Annotated in this window: 16 protein-coding genes; 4 read left to right on the forward strand and 12 right to left on the reverse strand. The window is 51.6% G+C overall.

Annotated features, from left to right (window positions below):
- Positions 1-71: 71 nt before the first annotated feature.
- Entirely contained in the window at positions 72-1313 is a 1242-nt protein-coding gene (locus tag VB016_06105; GenBank protein MEA4978102.1) for an SLC13 family permease, read from the reverse strand.
- A gap of 215 nt (positions 1314-1528) precedes the next feature.
- Here VB016_06105 and VB016_06110 point away from each other — a divergent pair, with 215 nt between their 5' ends.
- Positions 1529-2815, forward strand: coding sequence for a DUF4143 domain-containing protein (locus VB016_06110; GenBank protein MEA4978103.1), 1287 nt, complete (start codon positions 1529-1531; stop codon positions 2813-2815).
- Positions 2816-2951: 136 nt separating this feature from the next.
- Here VB016_06110 and VB016_06115 read toward each other — a convergent pair whose 3' ends face one another.
- The 4 genes from VB016_06115 to VB016_06130 form a co-directional block, all read right to left on the reverse strand.
- On the reverse strand, positions 2952-3227 hold the full coding sequence (locus tag VB016_06115; protein MEA4978104.1) for a hypothetical protein: 276 nt from the start codon (positions 3225-3227) through the stop codon (positions 2952-2954).
- Between the two features lie 1071 nt (positions 3228-4298).
- Positions 4299-6878 carry a leucine-rich repeat protein gene (locus VB016_06120; GenBank protein ID MEA4978105.1) on the reverse strand — a complete coding sequence of 860 codons (2580 nt, stop codon included), beginning with the start codon at positions 6876-6878 and terminating at the stop codon, positions 4299-4301.
- 410 nt (positions 6879-7288) lie between these two features.
- The gene (locus VB016_06125; protein ID MEA4978106.1) at positions 7289-7417 is read right to left on the reverse strand and encodes an inorganic diphosphatase; all 129 of its coding nucleotides are present in this window, start codon (positions 7415-7417) and stop codon (positions 7289-7291) included.
- A 71-nt stretch (positions 7418-7488) separates the two neighbouring features.
- Positions 7489-10668: a leucine-rich repeat protein gene (locus VB016_06130; protein MEA4978107.1), complete on the reverse strand. Its 3180-nt coding sequence runs from the start codon at positions 10666-10668 to the stop codon at positions 7489-7491.
- A 456-nt stretch (positions 10669-11124) separates the two neighbouring features.
- Between VB016_06130 and VB016_06135 the strand changes: the two genes are divergently transcribed.
- A complete protein-coding gene (locus tag VB016_06135) occupies positions 11125-11715 on the forward strand; it encodes a DUF998 domain-containing protein (GenBank protein MEA4978108.1) in 591 nt (196 codons plus the stop codon).
- A gap of 934 nt (positions 11716-12649) precedes the next feature.
- Here VB016_06135 and VB016_06140 read toward each other — a convergent pair.
- The 4 genes from VB016_06140 to thsA all read right to left on the reverse strand — a co-directional run bounded on the left by VB016_06140 (position 12650) and on the right by thsA (position 16869).
- Positions 12650-13171 carry a hypothetical protein gene (locus tag VB016_06140; protein ID MEA4978109.1) on the reverse strand — a complete coding sequence of 174 codons (522 nt, stop codon included), beginning with the start codon at positions 13169-13171 and terminating at the stop codon, positions 12650-12652.
- A 197-nt stretch (positions 13172-13368) separates the two neighbouring features.
- Positions 13369-14235, reverse strand: coding sequence for a recombinase family protein (locus VB016_06145; protein MEA4978110.1), 867 nt, complete (start codon positions 14233-14235; stop codon positions 13369-13371).
- The gene (locus VB016_06150) at positions 14228-14998 is read right to left on the reverse strand and encodes a recombinase family protein (GenBank protein ID MEA4978111.1); all 771 of its coding nucleotides are present in this window, start codon (positions 14996-14998) and stop codon (positions 14228-14230) included. Before VB016_06150 ends, VB016_06145 begins: the two co-directional genes overlap by 8 nt.
- Before the next feature lie 248 nt (positions 14999-15246).
- Positions 15247-16869: a thermosome subunit alpha gene (gene thsA, locus VB016_06155; protein ID MEA4978112.1), complete on the reverse strand. Its 1623-nt coding sequence runs from the start codon at positions 16867-16869 to the stop codon at positions 15247-15249.
- A 143-nt stretch (positions 16870-17012) separates the two neighbouring features.
- Here thsA and VB016_06160 point away from each other — a divergent pair, with 143 nt between their 5' ends.
- Positions 17013-17420, forward strand: a complete 408-nt coding sequence (locus VB016_06160) for a hypothetical protein (protein MEA4978113.1) — start codon at positions 17013-17015, stop codon at positions 17418-17420.
- Here the strand turns inward: VB016_06160 and VB016_06165 are convergent.
- The 3 genes from VB016_06165 to larB are packed head-to-tail and all read right to left on the reverse strand — an operon-like array spanning position 17404 to position 20190.
- Complete coding sequence (locus tag VB016_06165; protein MEA4978114.1) at positions 17404-18123, reverse strand: radical SAM protein; 720 nt, start codon at positions 18121-18123, stop codon at positions 17404-17406. The two genes, VB016_06160 and VB016_06165, sit on opposite strands and share 17 nt — an antisense overlap.
- Positions 18124-18172: 49 nt before the next feature.
- The gene (locus VB016_06170; GenBank protein ID MEA4978115.1) at positions 18173-19447 is read right to left on the reverse strand and encodes an Nre family DNA repair protein; all 1275 of its coding nucleotides are present in this window, start codon (positions 19445-19447) and stop codon (positions 18173-18175) included.
- On the reverse strand, positions 19444-20190 hold the full coding sequence (gene larB, locus VB016_06175; protein MEA4978116.1) for a nickel pincer cofactor biosynthesis protein LarB: 747 nt from the start codon (positions 20188-20190) through the stop codon (positions 19444-19446). The genes VB016_06170 and larB overlap by 4 nt, the downstream gene beginning before the upstream one ends.
- A gap of 55 nt (positions 20191-20245) precedes the next feature.
- On the opposite strand from larB, the gene larE reads away from it, so the two are divergent.
- Entirely contained in the window at positions 20246-21010 is a 765-nt protein-coding gene (gene larE / locus VB016_06180) for an ATP-dependent sacrificial sulfur transferase LarE (GenBank protein MEA4978117.1), read from the forward strand.
- Positions 21011-21184: the final 174 nt, after the last annotated feature.

Raw genomic sequence — 21184 nt, forward strand, 5'->3', positions numbered from 1 at the left:
TTTTAGATATATTAATTTAATATGTTAAGTTATCACATATATTATAATAGGTATGATACTAGGCAGGCCGTTCAGAGAATTATCGAATGAACTGCCAGCTGCAGCAATATCGTAACGACGGTTACCGGAATTCCGATGGCCATGAACTTCCAGAAGTCGATCTTTATCCCTTTTGCAGCCGCCTTCTCCGCGACTATTATATTGCACGCTGAACCGAGCAGGGTCGCGTTCCCCGCCAAAGTGGACGAGGCCGCCAATGTATACCAAAACGCATCCGTCTGAGGTATCATGCCGCTCAACAGCATGACTGCTGGTACATTGCTCACAAGGTTTGATATTATTGCTGAAAATCCGGCAGTGGCGATCAATGTCGGCGACTCTCCGGAACCGAACCCTGGAACAATTTCCGCAATATTGCCCAGCAGCCCGGAGGCCTGTACTCCCTTCATTAGAACGAACAGTCCGACAAAGAAAAGCAGAATGGACCAATCTATCCTGTGCAGAACCCACTTGCCTCTTTTGACATCCTTTGACAGTATTACTGCCACTGCGATGGCCCCTGCGATAAGCGCAGGCACGCATATCATGATGCCCAACGTACCGCTCACCGCAAACCCGATGAAGGCTAACAATGCAACACCCATGAGGATGCCCAGGCGCGTTTTGTCCACTGCTATGTGCTCTTCATCATCCAAATCTGTAACGACGGTCGCTGCAAGCCTCTTGCGGAAGAATATCAGCAGCATAACATATGCGACGGGGAGACATACCAGCGCCACAGGGAGCTGGTTGGCCAGGAACTGCATGAAAGATATCCCGGACTCCGACACGATATAAGCGTTCTGCGGGTTGCCGATCGCGGTGGCGACGCTTCCGATGTTCGCAGAGATCATCGTTCCTACAAGATAGGGGACGGGGTCGGCCTTAAGGGATGCGCAGCATCTGATTACGATAGGCGTGAACAGCAGAACGACCGCATCGTTCAGCACCAATGCCGCCAATAATGCATTGAGACACATGATCACTCCCAATAATTTGGGCCCGGCATGATACCTGGACATGAGCCAGTCCGAAATTATCTCAAAAAGGCCGCAATATTCCAGGCCTGCAACCAGGGCCATCATCCCCAGCAATAGCAAGATGACGTTATAATTGATGGAACCGACGGCCATCATCGGACTGACGACGCTGAATATGATCATCGCCGCGGCACCCAATAGAGCGGCCCCGGTACGGCTTATCTTCAATTTGCGATTGCCGCGCACCGAAATCAGCGCGTAAGTAATCACAAAGATCAGCAGTGCGGTAATCATGGGTCGCCAGAGGTCAGGAACTGCGATTACGGATTTAACGCTTGGTCACACGATAAGGCGCATATGTATCGAGGCTGACATTCATATCCTGTTTTGTAAAAAGAAGCTCTGTTGCTAAATCTCCGAAAAAGTTAAAGTGAAATCTCCGAAAAGGTTAAAATGGAGTAATATAATTTTCAGCTGGCACAATACCTGCAAATGCCAAGGATTATTTTATGATACTTAGAAAAAACGGATACGTCCAGAGAATTGCGGACGAAAGACTGGAAAAGATGCTTAATTCATTCGGGGCCGTTTGCATCGAAGGTCCAAAATGGTGCGGTAAAACCTGGACCGGCCTTAATCATTCTAACAGCGTCATCTACATAAAAGATCCATCGGGCGATTTTCAAAATCGAAGACTAGCGGAGATCGATCCGGAACTTATATTGAAAGGAGAAGGGCCGCGGCTCATTGATGAATGGCAGGAGGTGCCTCAAATATGGGATGCCGTAAAACATAAGGTAGATATGATTTCAGACAGGGGGCATTTTATCCTCACCGGTTCCGCAACACCGAATAATGACGGAATCATGCATAGCGGCGCTGGACGCATCGAAAGAATCAGAATGCATACGATGTCGTTATACGAATCCGGAGATTCTTCAGGGGAAGTCTCTTTGCTCGAGCTATTCGATAAACCTTGGAATGAAAACCTTTTCACGAACGAAGTGCGGCTGGAACACCTTATCGACCTTACCGTACGCGGCGGATGGCCGGGGATTCTGGGTTTAAGGACCGAAGACGCCATGGAAGTATCGAAAAGTTATCTTGATGCCATAATCAATAGGGATATTCAGACGATAGATGATAAGAAACGTGACATAACGAAAATGCGTATGTTGCTGAGGTCCCTGGCCAGGAATGAAAGCACCATAGTGAATAAAAGTACGCTTGCCCGTGATATATCGGATTCAAACGATGGGGCCATCTCGTTTCCCACATTGTCGGACTACCTCGATGTGCTCGGCAGGCTGTACATTATCGAAGAACAACCTGCATTCGATCCCAATATGCGTTCATCCATAAGGGTTGGAAAAGCACCTAAAAGACGCTTTACCGACCCGTCCTTGGCCGTTGCCACATTGGGTGCTACTCCCAAGATGATGATGGGGGACCTGAACACCTATGGATTGATGTTCGAATCCATGTGTATCCGAGATCTCGAAATATATGCAGAATCGTTCGGTGGCAGAGTATATCATTATCGCGACGGGGAGGGCAGAGAGATAGATGCCGTCATAGAACTTCCCGACGGGCGTTGGGGGGCGTTCGAGATCAAGCTGGGAGCAGACCGTATAGACAAAGCGGCCGAAAAGCTCCTTAAAATCGATGAAATGGCTTCCGAGGGCCGCGATTCAAAAAGACCATCCGTCCTCTGCGTGATTTGTGGCCTGTCTTCCGCAGCATACAGACGTGATGACGGCGTATTCGTTATACCGATTACCGCACTGAAAAATTGAACAGAATCGATGATGCGTATCCGATTGCATTCTTGAAGTGCACCCTGAATAGGGAATGTTCTTGGCGAACTCGAGGCGCCAATAGTTCTTTTTAGAGTAGATATACTGGCCCGCAACAGTTTGAAAGCGGACTTCTTCAATGTTTGCTGTCATACCTTCCTCTAAAGTATGGAATGAACGAAGCGACGATCAATGAGGCGCACAACGTAAGAATCACTATGCTGACCGTTGCTCCGATCTCTGGGTCCCTCACCGTTATCGCAATGACGATCCCTGCAATAAATCCGACCACAGCTATTGCCGAGAATAATTTCCATCCGCCATACTTTGCTATTTGCTCCTTTGTAATGTAAATTAGTCTTATGCTGATAACCAAACACAACGCTACCGAAACTGCCGCCGAGATGTTCATTTTTAATCACTGACCGCGGATATTCCAAACATACGCAATGGGAGATCGTTATGCCTTAGTCTAACTAATTTCCGCGCCATTGTACAGTACCGATTCGCAAACAGATAATATGTCGTTTTGTAAATCGCATCCGGCACGAGAGAACGCTGGCGGACGTCGTGTGCATCACCGGCACAGGATTTAGCATAGTCACAAAGGGCCGTCAGTTTTTGTGTGACATATTGGCCATCCTCCACAGCTCACAGACGCTAGGTGGCGTATTTGTGATTATGATAACTGCGCTGAAGAATTGAGAAGAATTCATGTTGCATGAATCATTTTTTAACTTTTTTACATTTTTTGAATTAATATAGCTAATTGCTTAATATGATATATTTTTATCAACTTATCGAATCGGAGTAAAATTAACTCCGTTTAATATTTCACAGCATAAATATATTAACAGTGTTTATTTTTGGAAATTCGAAACATTGTAAATAATAAATGTAATTTAGCTATTACATATATTATTCTTCTATCATCAAGATTTATGATCAATCCACTATATTTTTATCAACTTATCGATTCGAAGTAAAATTAACTCCGTTTAATATTTTACAGCGTAAATATATTAACAGTGTTTATTTTTGGAAATTCGGAGCGTTGTAAATAATAAATGTAATTTAGCTATTACATATATTATTCTTTTATAATCAAAATAATGAAAAATACAGCGTAACCGTGTATATTTTATTAATTTTACTAAAATATGTAATTTTTATCAAAAATAATCGTTATTTTCAAAAACCACTTCTTTCTTGTCCACGACGGTTCCCCGAATATCAACTTGGGAATGTGTTTTTGACACTGAAAAGGCTAGACTAAACGATGAAAAAACACCGAACATATTCTTCCAGACGAAAAAGAAGACAATTTACGGCTTATGCACAGGTCTGACGCATAGAATAGTCGGATACGGATGAAAAAGAGAGCTTAGTTCGCAGATTTTGAAATACGAGCGATTTTGTGTTACAAATTAGATTTATGATTAAAATATTGAGGGCCCGCTTCCGCGGGCCCCGTTCATGAAGTTTAGAGGGCAACCCTTCTTCCATAAAGGACGGCGACCATGACTATGACGATGGTTACTATGAGAGCTCCGACGATGCTTACGGTCCCGTCCGTTACATCAATAGTCTCCCAGATCGCAGTCAGTGTGACGTCGGACGTTCCCATGATATATTCGTCGCCTGCTTTGTAGACGTTTATTCCATCGGTCCATCCCCCGAACGTGTATCCATCCTTGGTGCCGTCGTAATCCGCGATGATGAACGAACGTCCCTCAGACAAAGCTGATTGTACAGGTGCAGAAGCGGATCCTCCGTCCACACTATATGTTACCGTATAGGCGACCCTTATCATACTTTCATATGTTCCTGCAAAACGGTAGCCGCTCAAATTTTCGAAGGTGTGTTCCAGTATAGTGGTTCCGTCTTCTGCAACGAAGGTCAGGCCGTAGAACGCATCGATGCCGATGGACGTCACGCTTGCAGGTATCGTAACTGATGTGAGACCGGTGCAGTAGTAGAACGCATAGTGAGCGATTGACGTTACGCCTTCAGGTATCGTCACAGACGTGAGACCGGTGCAGCCGGAGAATACAGACTGATCGATTGACGTTACGCCTTCAGGTATCGTCACGGACGTAAGGCCTGTGCAACCTGAGAATGCATAGTAGCTGATCGACGTCACGCTTGCGGGCATTGTGACGGACGTAAGGCCTGTGCAGCCGGAGAACGCAGATCCGCCGATCGACGTGACGCCCTCCGATATAGTAACGGACGTCAGGCCGGTACAGTTCCTGAACGCCGAGTCGGAGATAGAAGTGACGCTTGAAGGTATCGTCACTGACGTGAGACCGGTGCAGCCATAGAACGCGTACCAGCTGATGGACGTGACGCTGTCGGGTATCGTCACCGACGTGAGACCGGTGCAGCCTGAGAACGCATAATTGCTGATGGACGTGACGCTATCGGGAATAACGACATTTCCTTCGTATCCTCCGGGGCACTGTATCAAAGACGTCCTGCCCTTGTTGTACAGGATGCCCTGGCCGTCGTTCGAATAGTTAGCATTATGAACGGAAACGAAGAATTCCGTAAGATCTGTGCAGCCAGAGAACGCATAACTGCCGATGGACGTGACGCTTGCGGGTATCGTCACTGACGTCAGTCCGATGCAGCCAGAGAACGCAGATCCGCCGATCGACGTGACGCTGTCGGGTATGACGATGCCCCCCTCGTATCCTCCGGGACACTGTATCAAAGATGTCTTGTCCTTGTTGTAGAGGATGCCCTGGCCGTCGTTCGAATAGTTGGCATTGCCAGCTGAAACAACGAATTCCATGAGACCTGTGCAGCCCGAGAAAGCATTGAAGCCGATCGACGTGACATTGTTTGGTATGGTTAGAGAAGTTAGACCAGAGCATTCAGAGAATGCGTAGCCCCCGATCGACGTGACATTGTTTGGTATGGTTAGAGAAGTTAGACCAGAGCATCTGCAAAACGCATTGCTGCCGATCGACGTTACGCTGTCAGGTATCGTCACGGACGTTAGGCCGGTGCATCCGTAGAACACATTGTTCTCGATTGACGTTATGCCATCTAGTATCGTAACGGACGTGAGACCTGTGCAGAATAAGAACGCGCCGCCTCCGATGGACGCTACGCTTGCGGGTATCGTAACGGACGTGAGGCCTATGCAGTTGGAAAACGCATAGTCGCCGATGGACGTTATGCCATCCAGTATAGTAACGGACGTGAGGCCGGTGCAGCTTTCGAAAGCGGACTGGTCGATATACGTTACGCTTGCGGGTATCGTCACGGACGTTAGGCCTGCGCAGTTGGAAAACGCGTACCAACCGATCGACGTGACGCCTTCAGGTATCGTAACTGATGTGAGACCGGTGCAGTAGTAGAACGCATAGTTGCCGATGGACGTGACGCTTGAAGGTATCGTCAATGACGTGAGGCCGATGCAGTAGTAGAAAGTACCTTCGCCGATGGACGTGACGCTTGAAGGTATCGTCACTGACGTGAGACCGGTGCAGTTGTAGAATGCCAGGTCGCCGATGGACGTGACGCTGTCGGGTATGACGACATCTCCTCCGTATCCTTCGGGGCACTGTATCAAAGACGTCTTGTCCTTGTTGTAGAGGATGCCCCGACCGTCGTTCGAATAGTTGGCATTGTCAGTTGAAACAACGAATTCCGTGAGGCCGGTGCAGCCGAAGAACACATATCTTCCGATGGACGTGACGCTTGCGGGTATCGTCAAGGACGTCAGGCCGGTGCAGTTGTAGAATGCTAGGTCGCCGATGGACGTGACGCTGTACGATACGCCTTCGTATGTGACCGTGGCTGGTATCGAGATCTCGGCCAGCAGCATGCCTGCGCTGCTGACGTCCGTGACCGTGGCGATGTTGTTGTCAGGGTCGGAATCGCCCATGTCGTCAAGATCGTAGACAAGGTCGTCTATCGTTACGTCGTACGATGCCGCATATGCTTCATCGGTTCCGTACAGCACCGCGAAAGAAGATATCAGAACTACTGTGAGCGCCAAAGCGACCGCGATTTTTCCTTTGTTATCGGATATGACTGGAAGAAGGGACATGTTATATCCAGAGTATTTTGTGCCCGTTATTAATATTTCCGCCAGCATTTTTATGACCTATTATGATAATTATCCGCATGATCTCCGGCTGAAAAAGAGGGTCCTTCCGAGAGCTGTATTAAGAACTGTTAAACAGGATTAAATACTGGATGCGCTCAACCCCCGGAACCATGTCCGTATGATGATACCAACGGTTTCCCTGCAGCTTACCGTTTTGTATACTGAGGCCTGCCCGCCCTAAATGGCACCTGCGTAGATGACGTCGCAATGATGAAAATATAAAAGAAACACAGTATGCCGCCGGGCGGCTCGGCAGATCATGAGATCCGATGCGATACGGCTCAGGGGTGCGATCCACTGAAACGCTTCCTATGGCTATAGAGGGTGTGCCCGATTATCGCCCTGACCTCTTAGGACCCGGTGACTTCGTCCACGGCCGTCTCCTTTTTCTCCAGGGTATTGTAGACCATGAAGAAGTGGGCCATCCCGTTGAATATGTGCTCGGGAAGCTCCGATATGTCCCTGAGCAGATTGTACAAGTAAAATGTCTGCTCCCCGCCACAGCCTGTGGCGGGGACTTTCGGTTTCGGTAAACGGGTTTCTTCCGGCCTCAGTGTCTCCTGATGACGATCGCCGCTACGGCTATTATCGCGATCGCCGCGGCCGCTATTCCGATGTACAGCATTGTGTTGTCGTCCTCCTCGGGAGACGGCTCGGCGAGGACGTACGAGGAGCAGTGGGTGAGGTCGAACGTCACCTTGCCGTCCGTTACGGTCACGTCCTGTCCCTGGTCTTCCAGCTGCTTCGTCTCCTCGTTGTAGAAGAACAATGTCAACACCGTGCCGTCCGCGTAGTCGTCGCCGACATAGTATGTGACGGATGCGTTGATCGGAAGCTCTCCGCTCGCCGCGAAGTTCAGGACGAGAGGATTCTGCACCTTGGTGGAACCTATCGCATTCTCGAGCTCTGCGTCCGGAACGGCCTTGGATATGTCCGCCTTGAATGTTCCTGCGCCTTCCTTGTAATCTCCGGCGAAGGACCAGGAATACTGCACCTGTCCTTCGTCGTCGACCACGTCGATGGTCAGGGTCTTATCGCCGAGACCTTCGAAAAGCGTATTGTCCAGCGTCGTTCCGGTGACGTTTCCGCCTATCTGCAGGACGGGTTCGTCATTCTGTTGGATGATATCGTCCAGCTCCTCCGTGGGCGGCACTTCGGAATATGTTATGATGTTCCACGCCGCGTAGAGCGTTACGTTCCCGGTCACGGTGTGTTGTGTGATGGGAGTCCCTGAAGATGTAAGAGACCATCCGCCGAACGTGTATCCTGCCCTCGTCATGCCGTCACCCGCGGGAAGCGTAAGGGCGGCCCCGTAGCCCAAGGAGGCCGAAGACGGTGCTGTGCCCATCCCCTTGTTGATGTTGTAGGTCACAGTGTAGTTTCTCAGGACCTCGTCGAAGACCGCCGTGTATGTCACATCGCCTGTCACAGCGACCGGCTCGACGTCCCAGTTCGCAAACGTGTACGTGTACTGGGCCGTCGCTACCTTCGTCGGCGTTCCCGAATATTCCGGTACTGTTCCATATGGGACGGATGCGGACGATGATGTTCCGTCTATGACCCACGTTATTGTATATTCGTTAACGGTCGAAGTGTACTCTGCAGTATACGTCTGATCACCTGTGACGGCCATGATTTCCGGGGACCATCCCGCGAACACGTACGTATATTGGGCTGTGGCCATCTTGTCGGTGGAACCATTGAATGCCGGAGTGGCTCCATATTCATAATCCTCCGATATATCGGATCCGTCCACGGACCAGGTTATCGTGTACGTGTCAGGTATCCAGACGGCGAACAACGTCTCATTGTTGGCCGTCACCGTGTAGGGGGTCAGCAAAGTTGCGCCGCCCGCATGATGGGACCATCCGCCGAACGTGTGGCCGGTCTTGGCGAGGTCACCGGCGCTGGGCAGGTCCACGGCCGAGCCGTAGTCGGCGGCGATGGCGGCGGGCGCACTTCCCGTGCCGCCGTTGGCGTTGAAAGATATGATTTTTGGCGTGGATATGAACTCCGATGCACCGGTGAAGTTTGTCGCCCTCACACCGAAGAAATACGTTGTGTCCGGATCCAGACCTGTGACGGTACAATTGAGCAGGTCTCCGGTCCAGTACAATGACCAGGTGCTGCTGTCATCCACTGTGCCGTACCATACCTCGTAACCGTCTATCTTGCCCCCGTTGTAGACCGGGGCGGTCCAAGAGAGCGCCGTCTCCCCCGCGTTTACGGAAGATGATATACTCGACGGCGGGTCGGGGACGGTCACTCCGACGGCCCTTATCCCGCCTAATTTTGTTCCGAAGCCGGTTGCGTCTTGATAGTGATATGCTGTTGTGGAAGCGTTGTTGGTATTCGCCCATTGGATGCTTACGGTCGGCGCACTGCCCAAGAAAACTATGCTGGTAAGATTAATACATTTGTCGAACGCGTACCAGCCGATAGACTTGACACTTGAAGGTATCGTAACTGACGTAAGACCAATGCACTGACTGAACGCATAGTCTCCGATGGACGTGACGCTCGAAGGTATCGTAACTGACGTGAGGCCGGTGCACTGACTGAACGCCGAGTCGCCGATTGACGTGACGCTCGAAGGTATAGTAACTGACGTGAGACCAATGCACTGACTGAACGCCGAGTCGCCGATGGACGTGACGCTCGAAGGTATCGTAACTGACGTGAGACCGGTGCAGAAGGAGAACGCATAGTGGCCGATCGACGTGACGCCTTCGGGTATCGTCACTGACGTGAGGCGGGTGCAGTATCTGAACGCCGAGTCGCCGATCGACGTGACGCCTTCGGGTATCGTCACTGACGTGAGGCCGGTGCAGTTGTAGAACGCATAGTTACCGATGGACGTGACGCTGTCGGGTATGACGACGCCCCCTTTGTATCCTCCGGGGCACTGTATCAAAGACGTCTTGTCCTTGTTGTAGAGGATGCCCTGACCGTCGTTCGAATAGTTGGCATTGTCAGCTGAAACAACGAATGCCGTGAGGATCGTGCAACCTGAGAACGCATAGTTTCCGATGGACGTGACGCTTGCGGGTATCGTCACAGACGTCAGGCCAGTGCAGCCGTAGAACGCAGATCCGCCGATGGACGTGACGCTTGCGGGTATCGTCACAGACGTGAGGCCGGTGCAGCCGTAGAACGCAGATCCGCCGATGGACGTTACGCCTTCCGATATCGTGACCGAGATCGTTTTGGAACGGCTCTCGTACCACGGCGTTTTTCCGTAATCGTACTCAGTGTAGGAAGCGCCTTTGCCGGTCTGACCCTCTGTCAGGACGACCGACGTGACTCTGATGCAACCAGAGAACGCAGATACAGTGAACTTGATGTCGATGGGCACGGTAAGCGACGTGAGGCCGGTGCAGTCGGAGAACGCATAGCCGCCGATGGACGTGACACTCGAAGGTATCGTAACTAACGTGAGGCCGGTGCAGTTGTAGAACGCATAGTTTCCGATGGACATTACGCCTTCAGGTATCGTCACAGACGTGAGGCCGGTGCAGCCGTAGAACGCAGAGTTGCCGATGGACGTCACGTCATATGTCGCCGAATCGTAAGTCACGGAAGACGGGATCGTCAGTTCCGTTATGCTCGAATCGTCGAGACCGGTGATTTCCACGGTGCCGTTGGCCTTTATCATATATTCCAAGCCACCCTCCGAGAAGGGCGTTCCAGCTCCTGCGCCCTCCGCAGAATCGGATTCGGAAACGACCATATATGACGAAACGACGGCCAGTGCAAAAATCGTAAACAAAGACGCTTTCAAAACAGAAGACACAGACATTATTCTCACAACCTCTCCGATGATGCTGAGTAAAGACAATACTCCGACACCTTTTGGGATCTGACAGTTTTATCTGGCTCTGAGCATGTGCGGTTCCTCATCGACGTAGTTTTTTAAATAAATACTTTTTGTTTAAATCGTCTCAAAAAATTACTGCCAGCACGTTGATGAAAACAGATTTGAGCAACATCGTCTGATAACCGGATTTTCAATGAAATCCTTCTATAGATTAAGCAAATATGAAGAAATGCAAAAGCATGATAGTATTTCTTGAAGTGGACGCACTGTGGCCGGAACTGAACCGGTTGGTCATTTTAATTGCAACCTATAGCGTTTCTACTGAGATATATATGTAAATATTAAATCCGAACACTTGGATGAAGTGCCATGTTTCCGTCCGGAACTAAAATCCCCTCGGTTATCCTGATGATAGGAATAGCACTGTTCGCGTTCTGTTGGATGGGGGCCGTACTGCTGGACCCGTCTTGGACGTTCGGCGTCAACACCATGAGCGAGCTGGGTATTTCGAAAACGAATGCCAGATACCTATTTCTGATCGGTTGTTTAGGAACAGGGATATGCACCTGCATATACGGAGCGCTGATGGCATACTCCCTGAAACCCATGCTCCTGCGCTCTGTTTTCATCATATTATCGGTCGCAGGGATATTCCTCATGGGTGTTGGATTCTTTACGATGGATACGGACCTGCATATCGTATTCACAGCCGCGTTCTTCATCTCGGTCGCGCTGTGTATGGTGATTTACGCCCTGTATGTTGCATTTGCCGAAGAAAATTACCTGCTCGGCATCTATACTGCTGTACTGATCGTAGTGAACGTTCTGTTGCTTCTGCTAACGCCGCTGGCATTCGTAGAGCCCGTGGCGGTCATCCTGTTTATGATATGGATCTTGAGCATCAACCACAGTTTCTTTTGGAACGAAGATAAGTGGTTCATTATTAATTACGGCAGATAAGCTTCTGTCTTAATTAATAATGGATCTCAACTCCATCCGTCATAATACATCGCAACGGCGGTGACGAAGACCGCGCCCACCATGAGCAGAATGATTCCCCAGGATACGATTTTGATCTTGGTTTGCTTTTTCACAGGGGGCCATCGTCGGTGCAGATAATAACTTTTAGCCGGAACGATTCGATATCAATAGTTCCGGACCGATGATCTTCGTTGGTCGAATATAATTCCTGCGCCCGCTTACGCTGGGAAATATGTTCAAGGTGAAAAACACGGAGGGCCCGCACGAGCGGGGCCCGATGCTCGGATCTGAAAGCGGCCCTTCTTAGTAAGCCCATAATGCGACCGGAACTACGGCCATGCGGTTACGATGCCTGCGATCATCTCGTTGAGGCCTTTGAATTCTTGCCTGCTCGGGCAAATTAGCAGCTTCCACAATGAAACGGAATGAAAAATTTTGGGCGTGCCAGAACATGTTACCGTCATCGGACCTCTGTCCTCCGAATGCATATCCGGCCTTCGTTCCGGAATAGGATGCGGCAATGAATATCGATCCCTCGCGATAACTTAAGGAAATGGAGTGAACTGTCGACGGGATGCTCTATGTCCGAGGCGATCTTATCTTACAGGAGGCCTCGATGGGAGGTCATGCCATTCCTGTAGAAAATTATCTCTGAATCAGGTTTTGGCCCGCATACATCCTATCGATCGGGATTTCGTATTTTTCCCGCGATAACCATTCTTTAAAAATCTGGCACATTTAATATGCTGTCTTAAAAGCAGTTATTGGTAAGATAAAAAAAACTGCAATACAGGAACATCGGCAACCATCGGGCCGTTTCCCGCCGGGGCGACCCCGCAGAGTTACGACGACCTTTCGGATGAATGAATAAAAAGATTTGACCCCTCCCGGAGGAGGGGGTTTGGTTTAACTTTTATGCACACTTGCCGTCGCACTCTGCCTTCACGAGTGTGAATGCAAGGTACAGGGTCAGTATGAAGTTTGCAGTAGCGGCGATTCCCTTCAGGAGCACCCAGATATCAGTGCCCTCGGCCGCCGCGACTCCGCCGAATATGAATATCAGCGCCGTGGTGATCAGAATGGTCGTCAGCACGGACGGGTTCTTTGCCATATAAGACCATACGAATGCTACAAGGTACAATACTCCGAGCGCAATGTTTGTGTATATGTCTCCACCGGCCCATCCAGCGTAGAATACACCCGCTGCCACTAGTCCGAACACGGTGGCTCCAAAGTTGGATCCAGCCCTGTACGCACCGATGGCTGCGAGCAGTATGAATACACCGCAAATCATGACGAACCTGCCAAGCTGTTCGGCTGCAAGTCCGTAAGTGCTGTCCGCATATGTTACGAAGCATATCATCGCTATAGGTAGCGACACCAACGCCACGAAGAACAGCCCGAAAGCGGTTGTGTCTATGCATTTTTCTGTCATTTGTTTTTCCTCCAGGACATTAGTCCCGTTTACGAATCTGACTTGCTCATATTAAAGGTTTCCTTTAACATTAAATATTTATTTTTAACGAAGTATCCAGCATGTCAAATAATGTAGCATTTGACCCCCGTAATCCGGGACGATTTTCACATCCGAAAACCGCCCTTGCGCTTGGTCCCCGCGCTCGCTTTTTTACATTAATACTGCTCGCCTATCACCGGTACGAGAAGGACGCCCCTCTTGGAGGGGTCCTTTACTTTGGACGACATCATTTCCTGCACCTTGTTGAAAAGCCCGGGCGATACGGCCGTGTGGGCCTCGTGACGTATAAGGACATCTTCCCATCTCATGTATCCCGCATAGACCGGATTGTGGAGTATGTTGCTCAGGTTGAACTTGTTCCAGATGTTGCCTTTCCGGGTGAGGGTTTCTTCCTCGTTGAGATTCCTGCATATCTCGTCGATCGTCCTCCCGTCATAATATTGGAAAAATATGTTCTCGATCACGTCGAGCTCGTCTCCGACGGCTTCGAGGGCTCCGTTGTTGAGACGATACCCGAAGGGGGGATTGAATCCCATCGTCTTCTTTTCGGATTCGTCGTTCTCGAGATTCTCGGCCTTCTCGCGCATGCCCATGTAGGTGCGCTCACCGATCTGTTCGCTTTCAAGCTGGGCTATGCGCTGGATCATGTCCACTACAAAACGTCCGAGCGCATTGGTCGTGTCTAGCGCCTCGGTGGAAGAGACGAACATCTTGCCTTTTGAGCTTAATTCCTCCATCATCTCCATGAAATTGCGGCTGTTCCTGTGGATACGGTCCATCTTTACGACCAGCATCACATCCCAGAGATCCAATTCATCGACCATTTGCGTGTATCCGGGACGTTTGGCGGTACGTCCAGAATAACCGTCGTCCTCGTACACCTTCGCAATGTTCCAGCTCTGAGAAATACAATAGTTGACGAGCATCTCCTTTTGCGCATCGAGCGAATATCCTTCCTGCGCCTGCTCGTCTGTAGACACACGCACGTAGATTGCGGCCCGGAGATTCTCTTTTTCATCCATTGAAAGGCCCGTTTACTGCCTCATAGGCTTCTTTATCTATTATCGCCATGTGACCGCCTTCTCTGACGATACCGTCCCATTCTATGTATCCCGTATAAATCGGGTTGTGGAGGATGTTGCATATCGACTGCCTGTTCCAGGCACCGCCCTTTTTGGCAGGGATCCTTGCCCGGTTGAGCGATTCGGCGATCTCCTCCATCGTGGAACCTTCGTTGTACAGACGATATATCGCCTTGACCGTGTAAGCCTCGTCCTCGATGACCTCGAGCGTTCCCTTCGAATAGACATAACCGTAAGGGTGTCCGGAACCCATTGGGCCTGTGCCGAACTGCGCCTTCTGCGTCATTCCGAATTTAACCCTCTCCCCTATCTGCTCGCTTTCGAGTTGTGCGATACGTTGCATTATGTCCATTACGAAACGGCCCATGGCGGTGGTGGTATCGAACTTCTCCTGCATCGAGTTGAATTCCTTCCCGTGCTTCCTGAGCTCGTCCATCATCAGAGTAAAATTAACGCTGTTCCTGTGTATACGATCCATTTTGAGGACCAGCAAAACGTCCCAGCAATCTGATTCGGCGAACATCCGGCGGTACTCGGGACGGTCGGTATCCCTGCCGGAGCAGCCCTCGTCCCTGTATTTCCCCTTTATATCCCATCCTCTGACCTGGCAGTAGGCCTCCAGCCGCTTCATCTGAGCGTCAAGGGAGTAACCTTCTTTGGCCTGGTCTTCAGTAGATACCCTAGTATAAAGTGCAGCCCGCATGCGATCCCATCGGTATTAGGATAGGTCTGACAGATATTTAATTTTATCAGACAGTTGTCTGACAATAAAAATTTCCATGAAAAAGATGAATATGACATGGAACTTCGAAAAGTAAATGTCCCATTAAAGAGCCAGCATAAAAAAACTGGAATCGATGTGATTTTTTAAAACCCGTAAGACGGAATTGCGATCGGGCGATATTCGATTAAAAATGGTATGCGAGGGGGTTACCCCCCTCATTAATGGTTTTACATCATTCCCGGAGGCATGCCGCCCATTCCGCCCTGTCCCGGAGGGGACTGGGACCTGCGAGCGGTTATGACGTCGTCGATCCTGAGGATCATGTTGGCGACTTCGCAAGCGGCGCTTATGGCCTGCTTTTTCACCCTGAGGGGCTCCACAACGTTCTTCTCGAGCATGTTCACGGCCTCGCCGCTGTCGAGATCGATACCGTAGACGGCACCGTTCTTGTGGTCCTTGTGGGCCTTCTTCAGCTTGATGATGCTGTCGATCGGATCGATACCGGCGTTCTCGGAGAGGGTCCAAGGGATTATCTCCAAGGCCTTCGCGAACTTCTCGATAGCCAGCTGCTCCCTTCCGCCGACGCTTGAGGCGTAAGCTGCCATCCTTATTCCGACCTCTATCTCGGGCGCACCTGCTCCGGCGACGACCTTACCGTCCTCGATGGCGACTCCGACTACGCGGATAGCATCGTTGAGGGATCTCTCGACCTCTTCTATTACGTGCTCTGTGCCTCCGCGGGCGAACAGCGTAACTGCCTTGGGGTTCTTGCAGCCGGTGATGAATACCATTCCATCCTCTCCGATCTGCTTCTCCTCGACGACTCCGGCTATTCCGAGGTCCGAGGCGTTGATCTCCGCGGTGTTACCGACGACCGTTCCGCCGGTCGCCATTGCGATCGCTTCGAGGTCGCTCTGCTTGAGCCTTCTGCATGCGAATATGCCTGCTTTGGCAAGGTAGTGCTGAGCGAGATCGTCTATTCCCTTCTGGGAAAGAACGACGTTTGCTCCGGACTTCTTTATGTTTTCGACCATCGCCTTAAGGCTGTTCTCTTCCTCCTCGAGGAACGAGTTCATCTTGCTTGGGTCGGTGATCTGTATCTGTGCGTCGAACTCGGTTTTCTTGACCTCGAGGGCGCAAGAGAAAAGTGCGATCTTTGCCTTTTCGACCTTCTTGGCCATGCGGGGGTGCACGCGTTCTTTGTCGATAACGATGCCCTTTATCATGCAGGTGCTGCCGATATTGTCACCGATCTTCTTCTGGATATGGATGTTGTCGGTGTCGACCTTTCCGTCCTCTTCAACGGACCTGCAGGCCTGCACGACGATCTTCGCCAGTTTTTCCTCTTCCTCTCCGACGGATTTGCCGGTGAGTGCAGTCGACGCAACTTTCTCCAGGAGCTCGTCGCTGTCGACGGGCACCGCGATCTCGTCCAGGATCTCTGCTGCCTTCTCGGCCGCGAGCCTGAACCCGTTGGTGATGACTGTCGAGTGGACATTGGAGTTGATGAGCTCCTCGGACTGCTTCAGCAGCTCGCCGGCTATGACGACGGACGTTGTTGTTCCGTCTCCGCATTCGGCGTCCTGCGTCTTTGCGACCTCGACAACCATTTTGGCTGCGGGGTGCTGCACGTCGATCTCTTTCAAGATGGTAACACCGTCGTTGGTGATTACTACGTCACCGATGGTGTTGACCAACATTTTGTCCATTCCTTTAGGTCCTAGAGTGGACCTGACAGCGTCGGCCACCGCTTTGGCGGCCGCTATGTTGTTGAATTGCGCTTCCTTGTCTCTGTTTCTTTCAGTGCCTTCTCTGAGCACTATTATAGGCTGATTTCCAGAACCATACATTGGATTATCCTCCTTTGTCTTGGTTACGATAAATTTGTTCTTCTATATTAACTATTCGTTTTTGACCAGCATTTATTTTATTCGCGACGGCCTCGTTTTATCCAAGCATAAGGATATATATAGATATGCAAAATATCTGATAAATGCGCGCCTTTAAGATCAACTACGACTCGATGGAGGGGATGTGGTTGGTCTATCTCGGAGTTTGCTTTTGGGGAGCGTCGCTCCTCTATCCTGCTTTCTTCATAAGCAAATGGCCTTTTCCGCCTCTCACCTACGTCGCTTTCCTTCTGAGCTTTTTGGTGGGCGGCGGCATTGTCTGCATAGGATACATGAACCGCGGAGGTGAAGTGCAGGTCCGCGTCTCGCACCTGACCGCGGGCATGATACTGTATCTTACTTGGTATGTGCTCTACATAAGGCTGACCGCCTACGGTTCCACGAACGGGACGGCCCTTACGGTGCTCACCGTGCCCCTGGCGGTCTCCCTGCTGATGTTCCTTTATGCATTGTCTGTCAAAGACAAGCTCACTTTCAAAATACGTCGGTGACCCTGATCCCCGCATCCTCGGCAAGACGACGTATTTTTTCCAGCGCCGCGACCGACCCGGTTATTCCCATGCGGTCCATCCTCGCCGACAGCTCCGGCCGCATGTTGAGGCGGTCGATGCACATTCGTCCCGTACCGGTGGATACGATCGCATCCACGAAACTCTCCTCTCTGCCTTCGAGGAACTTGAGCACGGGCCCCACCAGGGCATAGGTGTCGACTCCCGCGTCGGTCAGTTTCTCCATGGCATCTAGCCTCCTCGCGGGAAGCGGGGCCCCCGGCTCCGTTATGTGGGATATGTTATCATCCAGGGTCGTGACGGTTATCCCGACCTCCCCCCTCATTCCGGCGATTATGTCCAGGTCGCGCAGTACGAGGTCCGATTTGGTGTGTATGTGTATCCTCAGCCCGGCGGACCTGAGGACCTCCAGGCACTGGCAGGTGAGCTTGAACCTCTTTTCCGCATACTGGTAGGGGTCTGTCACCGTCCCTATGCCGACCGTCCCGTCTATGTTCACGGCCTCCTTCGCAAGCCTCTCTGCTATGTTGCTTCTTACACGTACGATGCGCCATTCCCTGAGATCGGTATGGGTCACCTCCGGCGCGTAGCAGTAAACGCAACCGTGCTCGCAGCCGCCGTAGGGGTTCAGAGCATAGTCGATGCCGGGAAGACCTGACGGAGATAACGCCCGTTTGCATTTCACTGTCTCGAACACTCCGTCCCACTCGTCTGTCGGCGTAAAGTCGAAGAGGTCAGTAATAGTCCTCGATCCTCCTTTGGGTGTACCAGTCCTTCAGGACGCCGGAATTTTCGATCCATGTTTTCTTGGGGATGTCCATCACTCTGCCCACGTGGTCCATGGCCCTGTCGAGGGTGTCGTAACTGTAAGGTTTGGTACGCAGGGCCTCCCTGACGTTCTCTCTGACGTTCCACACGCCCACGGGCATGACATAGCCGGGGTGCGCCTCGCGGAATATCACTGCGCCGGCGGTCCGCCTTTCCTTTATCAGAAGTTCGTTGACCGCCATTCTTGCCGCATAATAGCACCCTCCTATGTGCGCATATTCCTTGCGGCCTTCGAAGAACTCGTGGTCGCTGATTATGTCGATGGTGCGTCCGGTCGGGTTCCAGGTCGTGTTGGGGTACCACGCCTCGATCAGCTCGTACCTCCACGTGCACGGCATCATGAGGATGCACCAGCGGTTGTCCAGCTGCTCCCACTGGTATATGCGGTAGTCATCGATGGTGTTGTTGAATTTCGTTGTCTCGAGCAGGTCCTTGCCTATTATGTCGTCAACGGCGGTGATGCTCCATCTTGTGGGGACGAATCTGCGCCTCTTATCGACCCCCATGGTCCCTACCGAGAATGCCTTCTCAATCTCTGATATGAGGGTTCCGTTGCGGTAGGACGATACCACTGCATCCACTGCTTTCATGTCGGTGTCGTAGAAGTTGCGCTCGAGATTCCTTTCGAACCTTCCGTTACTCTTCCTCATGGACGTCATCCTCGCCGACGGACCGAAAGGCTGCACCTCGTCGTCCATGATGACACGCCCTTTGGGCTTATGCGAGAACTCTGCCTCGATGTCCAATGGACGCTCGGTCAGCGCGATCTCCTGTATGTCGTCCACCACTTTGCCCGATTTTTTAAAATCATAAGCGTCGATCCTGATCTTTCCGCGGACCAGCTTGAATCTGAAATCGACGATCTCGTCGATGCTCTTGCCTACCCAGCGTTCGGGGGTGTCCATTATCGAAGTGTCGCCGAACTCCGGAGGTATGAGCGGGCCCACATCCACCTTGGGATATCCGAACCTGCCCACGAACACGGCCGGAGGGCTGCTGCCCGCCAGGTCCTTGGCGTCTATCATCGGCAGCGTCTTCTGCTGGGAGTAGAACTTGATCATAAGCGGGCATCTGTCTTTTCCGCACAACCTGCGGGACCCCTTGCATATGGAGCACAGCCCCGACTTTATCTCGGTGTTGTTCAACTCCGCCATCGAATCGAAGAACTTCTGTTCGCTCATCTCTCGGAGACCCTGCCCCTGGCTATCATCGCAGCCACCGCTCCTGCGCCTATCCCGTTGTCGATGTTCACCACGCTCAGGCCCGGAGAGCAGGACTGCAGCATGCCCATGAGCGCGGCGATGCCGTCGCCCCCCATTCCGTAACCGGTCGACGTGGGCACTCCGACCACCGGCACAGGAGAAAGGGACGAGATGAGCGTGGGCAGCGCCCCTTCCATGCCGGCTACCGCGACGACGGCCGCGGCGTCCCTTGATATGACGTCCTTCATCGGAGAGATCAGGCGATGAAGGCCTGATACTCCGATATCGAAGTGTTCTATGCACGAGCATCCCATCATGCGGGCCATCAGCACGGCCTCCTTAGCAACTGGTATGTCGGACGTGCCCGCGGTGATAACGGCCACCGGCCCGTACTTCTCTTCGGGGAATCCCCCGATCACGATACATCCGCATTCTCTGTGTAACTCCGCCCCTTCGATACCCTCGGCCGCTTTGAAATGACCCTCCGTCGCCCCTGACACCAAAAGCCTCCGCTTAGAGCTTCGCAGTATCTTCTCCACGGTCTCCGGCGTCTTTGCCCTTGCGTAGACGACCTCGGGCGTTCCTTTCCTGATCTCTCTGCCCAGGTCCATGTTGACATCGTTTCCTATCGACTCGATATAGTCGGCGCGGAGCGACCTCTCCGCCTCCGCCACGTCGATCCTGCCCGCCTTGTAGGATTCCAACACTTCTCTGATGTCCATACGACTTGTATATGGGCAAAGGGTTAAAGATATTCGCGGAAATGATATTTTCGATATGGACCGTTTCAGAGAAGTCTGCGATTACCTGAAAAAAATGGACTCTGCGGTGCTGGCATTCTCCGGAGGATTCGACAGCTCCTATCTGGCCGATGCCTGCGTGAATTCCATCGACGATGTTACGGCTGTTTTTGTGGACACGCCCATCGTCAGCAGAAGGCAGAGATTCGAGGCCGAAAGGATCGCGAGGTCTATCGGCATTCCCTTCAAGGCCATAGAACTGGGCTGGGACGACCTGCCTGAAGTGGATGCGAACAGGGCGGACCGCTGCTACCACTGCAAAAGGGCCTTGTACTCGGCCGTCAGGACCGCGGGCGTCGAACTGGGGACGGGGAACTGCATATGCGGGGACAACTACGACGACCTTTCTCAGGACCGCCCCGGTCACAGGGCCGCCGTCGAGCTCTTCATCTTCAGACCGCTCGAGACGCTGAGGATCGGCCGGAAAGACATAGTGGAGCATGTGCTTTCCAAAGAGTGGTCCTACGGCCTTATCAAAGACACATGCCTTGCAACCCGTATACCCTGCGGCACCGTCATTACCGAAGAAAAGATGAGGGACGTCGAGGAATGGGAGGCCTTTATCCGCAAGGTATCGGGCGTTAAACAGGTGAGGTTCCGCCATTACGGAAAAAGCGCGCTGGTGCAGACCTCGCCGGAGGAGATCGGAATACTCCGCGGAACGTGGGCCGAACTCGAGAAGAAAGCCGAAGAAAAGGGGATATCCCTCAGGATCGATCCCGAGGGATATAAGGGATTTTAAAGCGGGAAACGGACGTTAATCCATGCAAGGGGTATCCCGCTTCTGGGATTAAGATTACTTTGCCTCGATTTAATGGTTCCTAGCGAACCGTCGCGGATGAAAACGTATATGGTCGTCGGGCCCGGTCGAAAGGAACCCGGACGACGGTCATTTTACTTCCGGGACCTAGATCTT

The organism is Methanomassiliicoccaceae archaeon (genome assembly GCA_034928305.1).
In the GTDB taxonomy this organism is placed as follows: domain Archaea; phylum Thermoplasmatota; class Thermoplasmata; order Methanomassiliicoccales; family Methanomethylophilaceae; genus VadinCA11.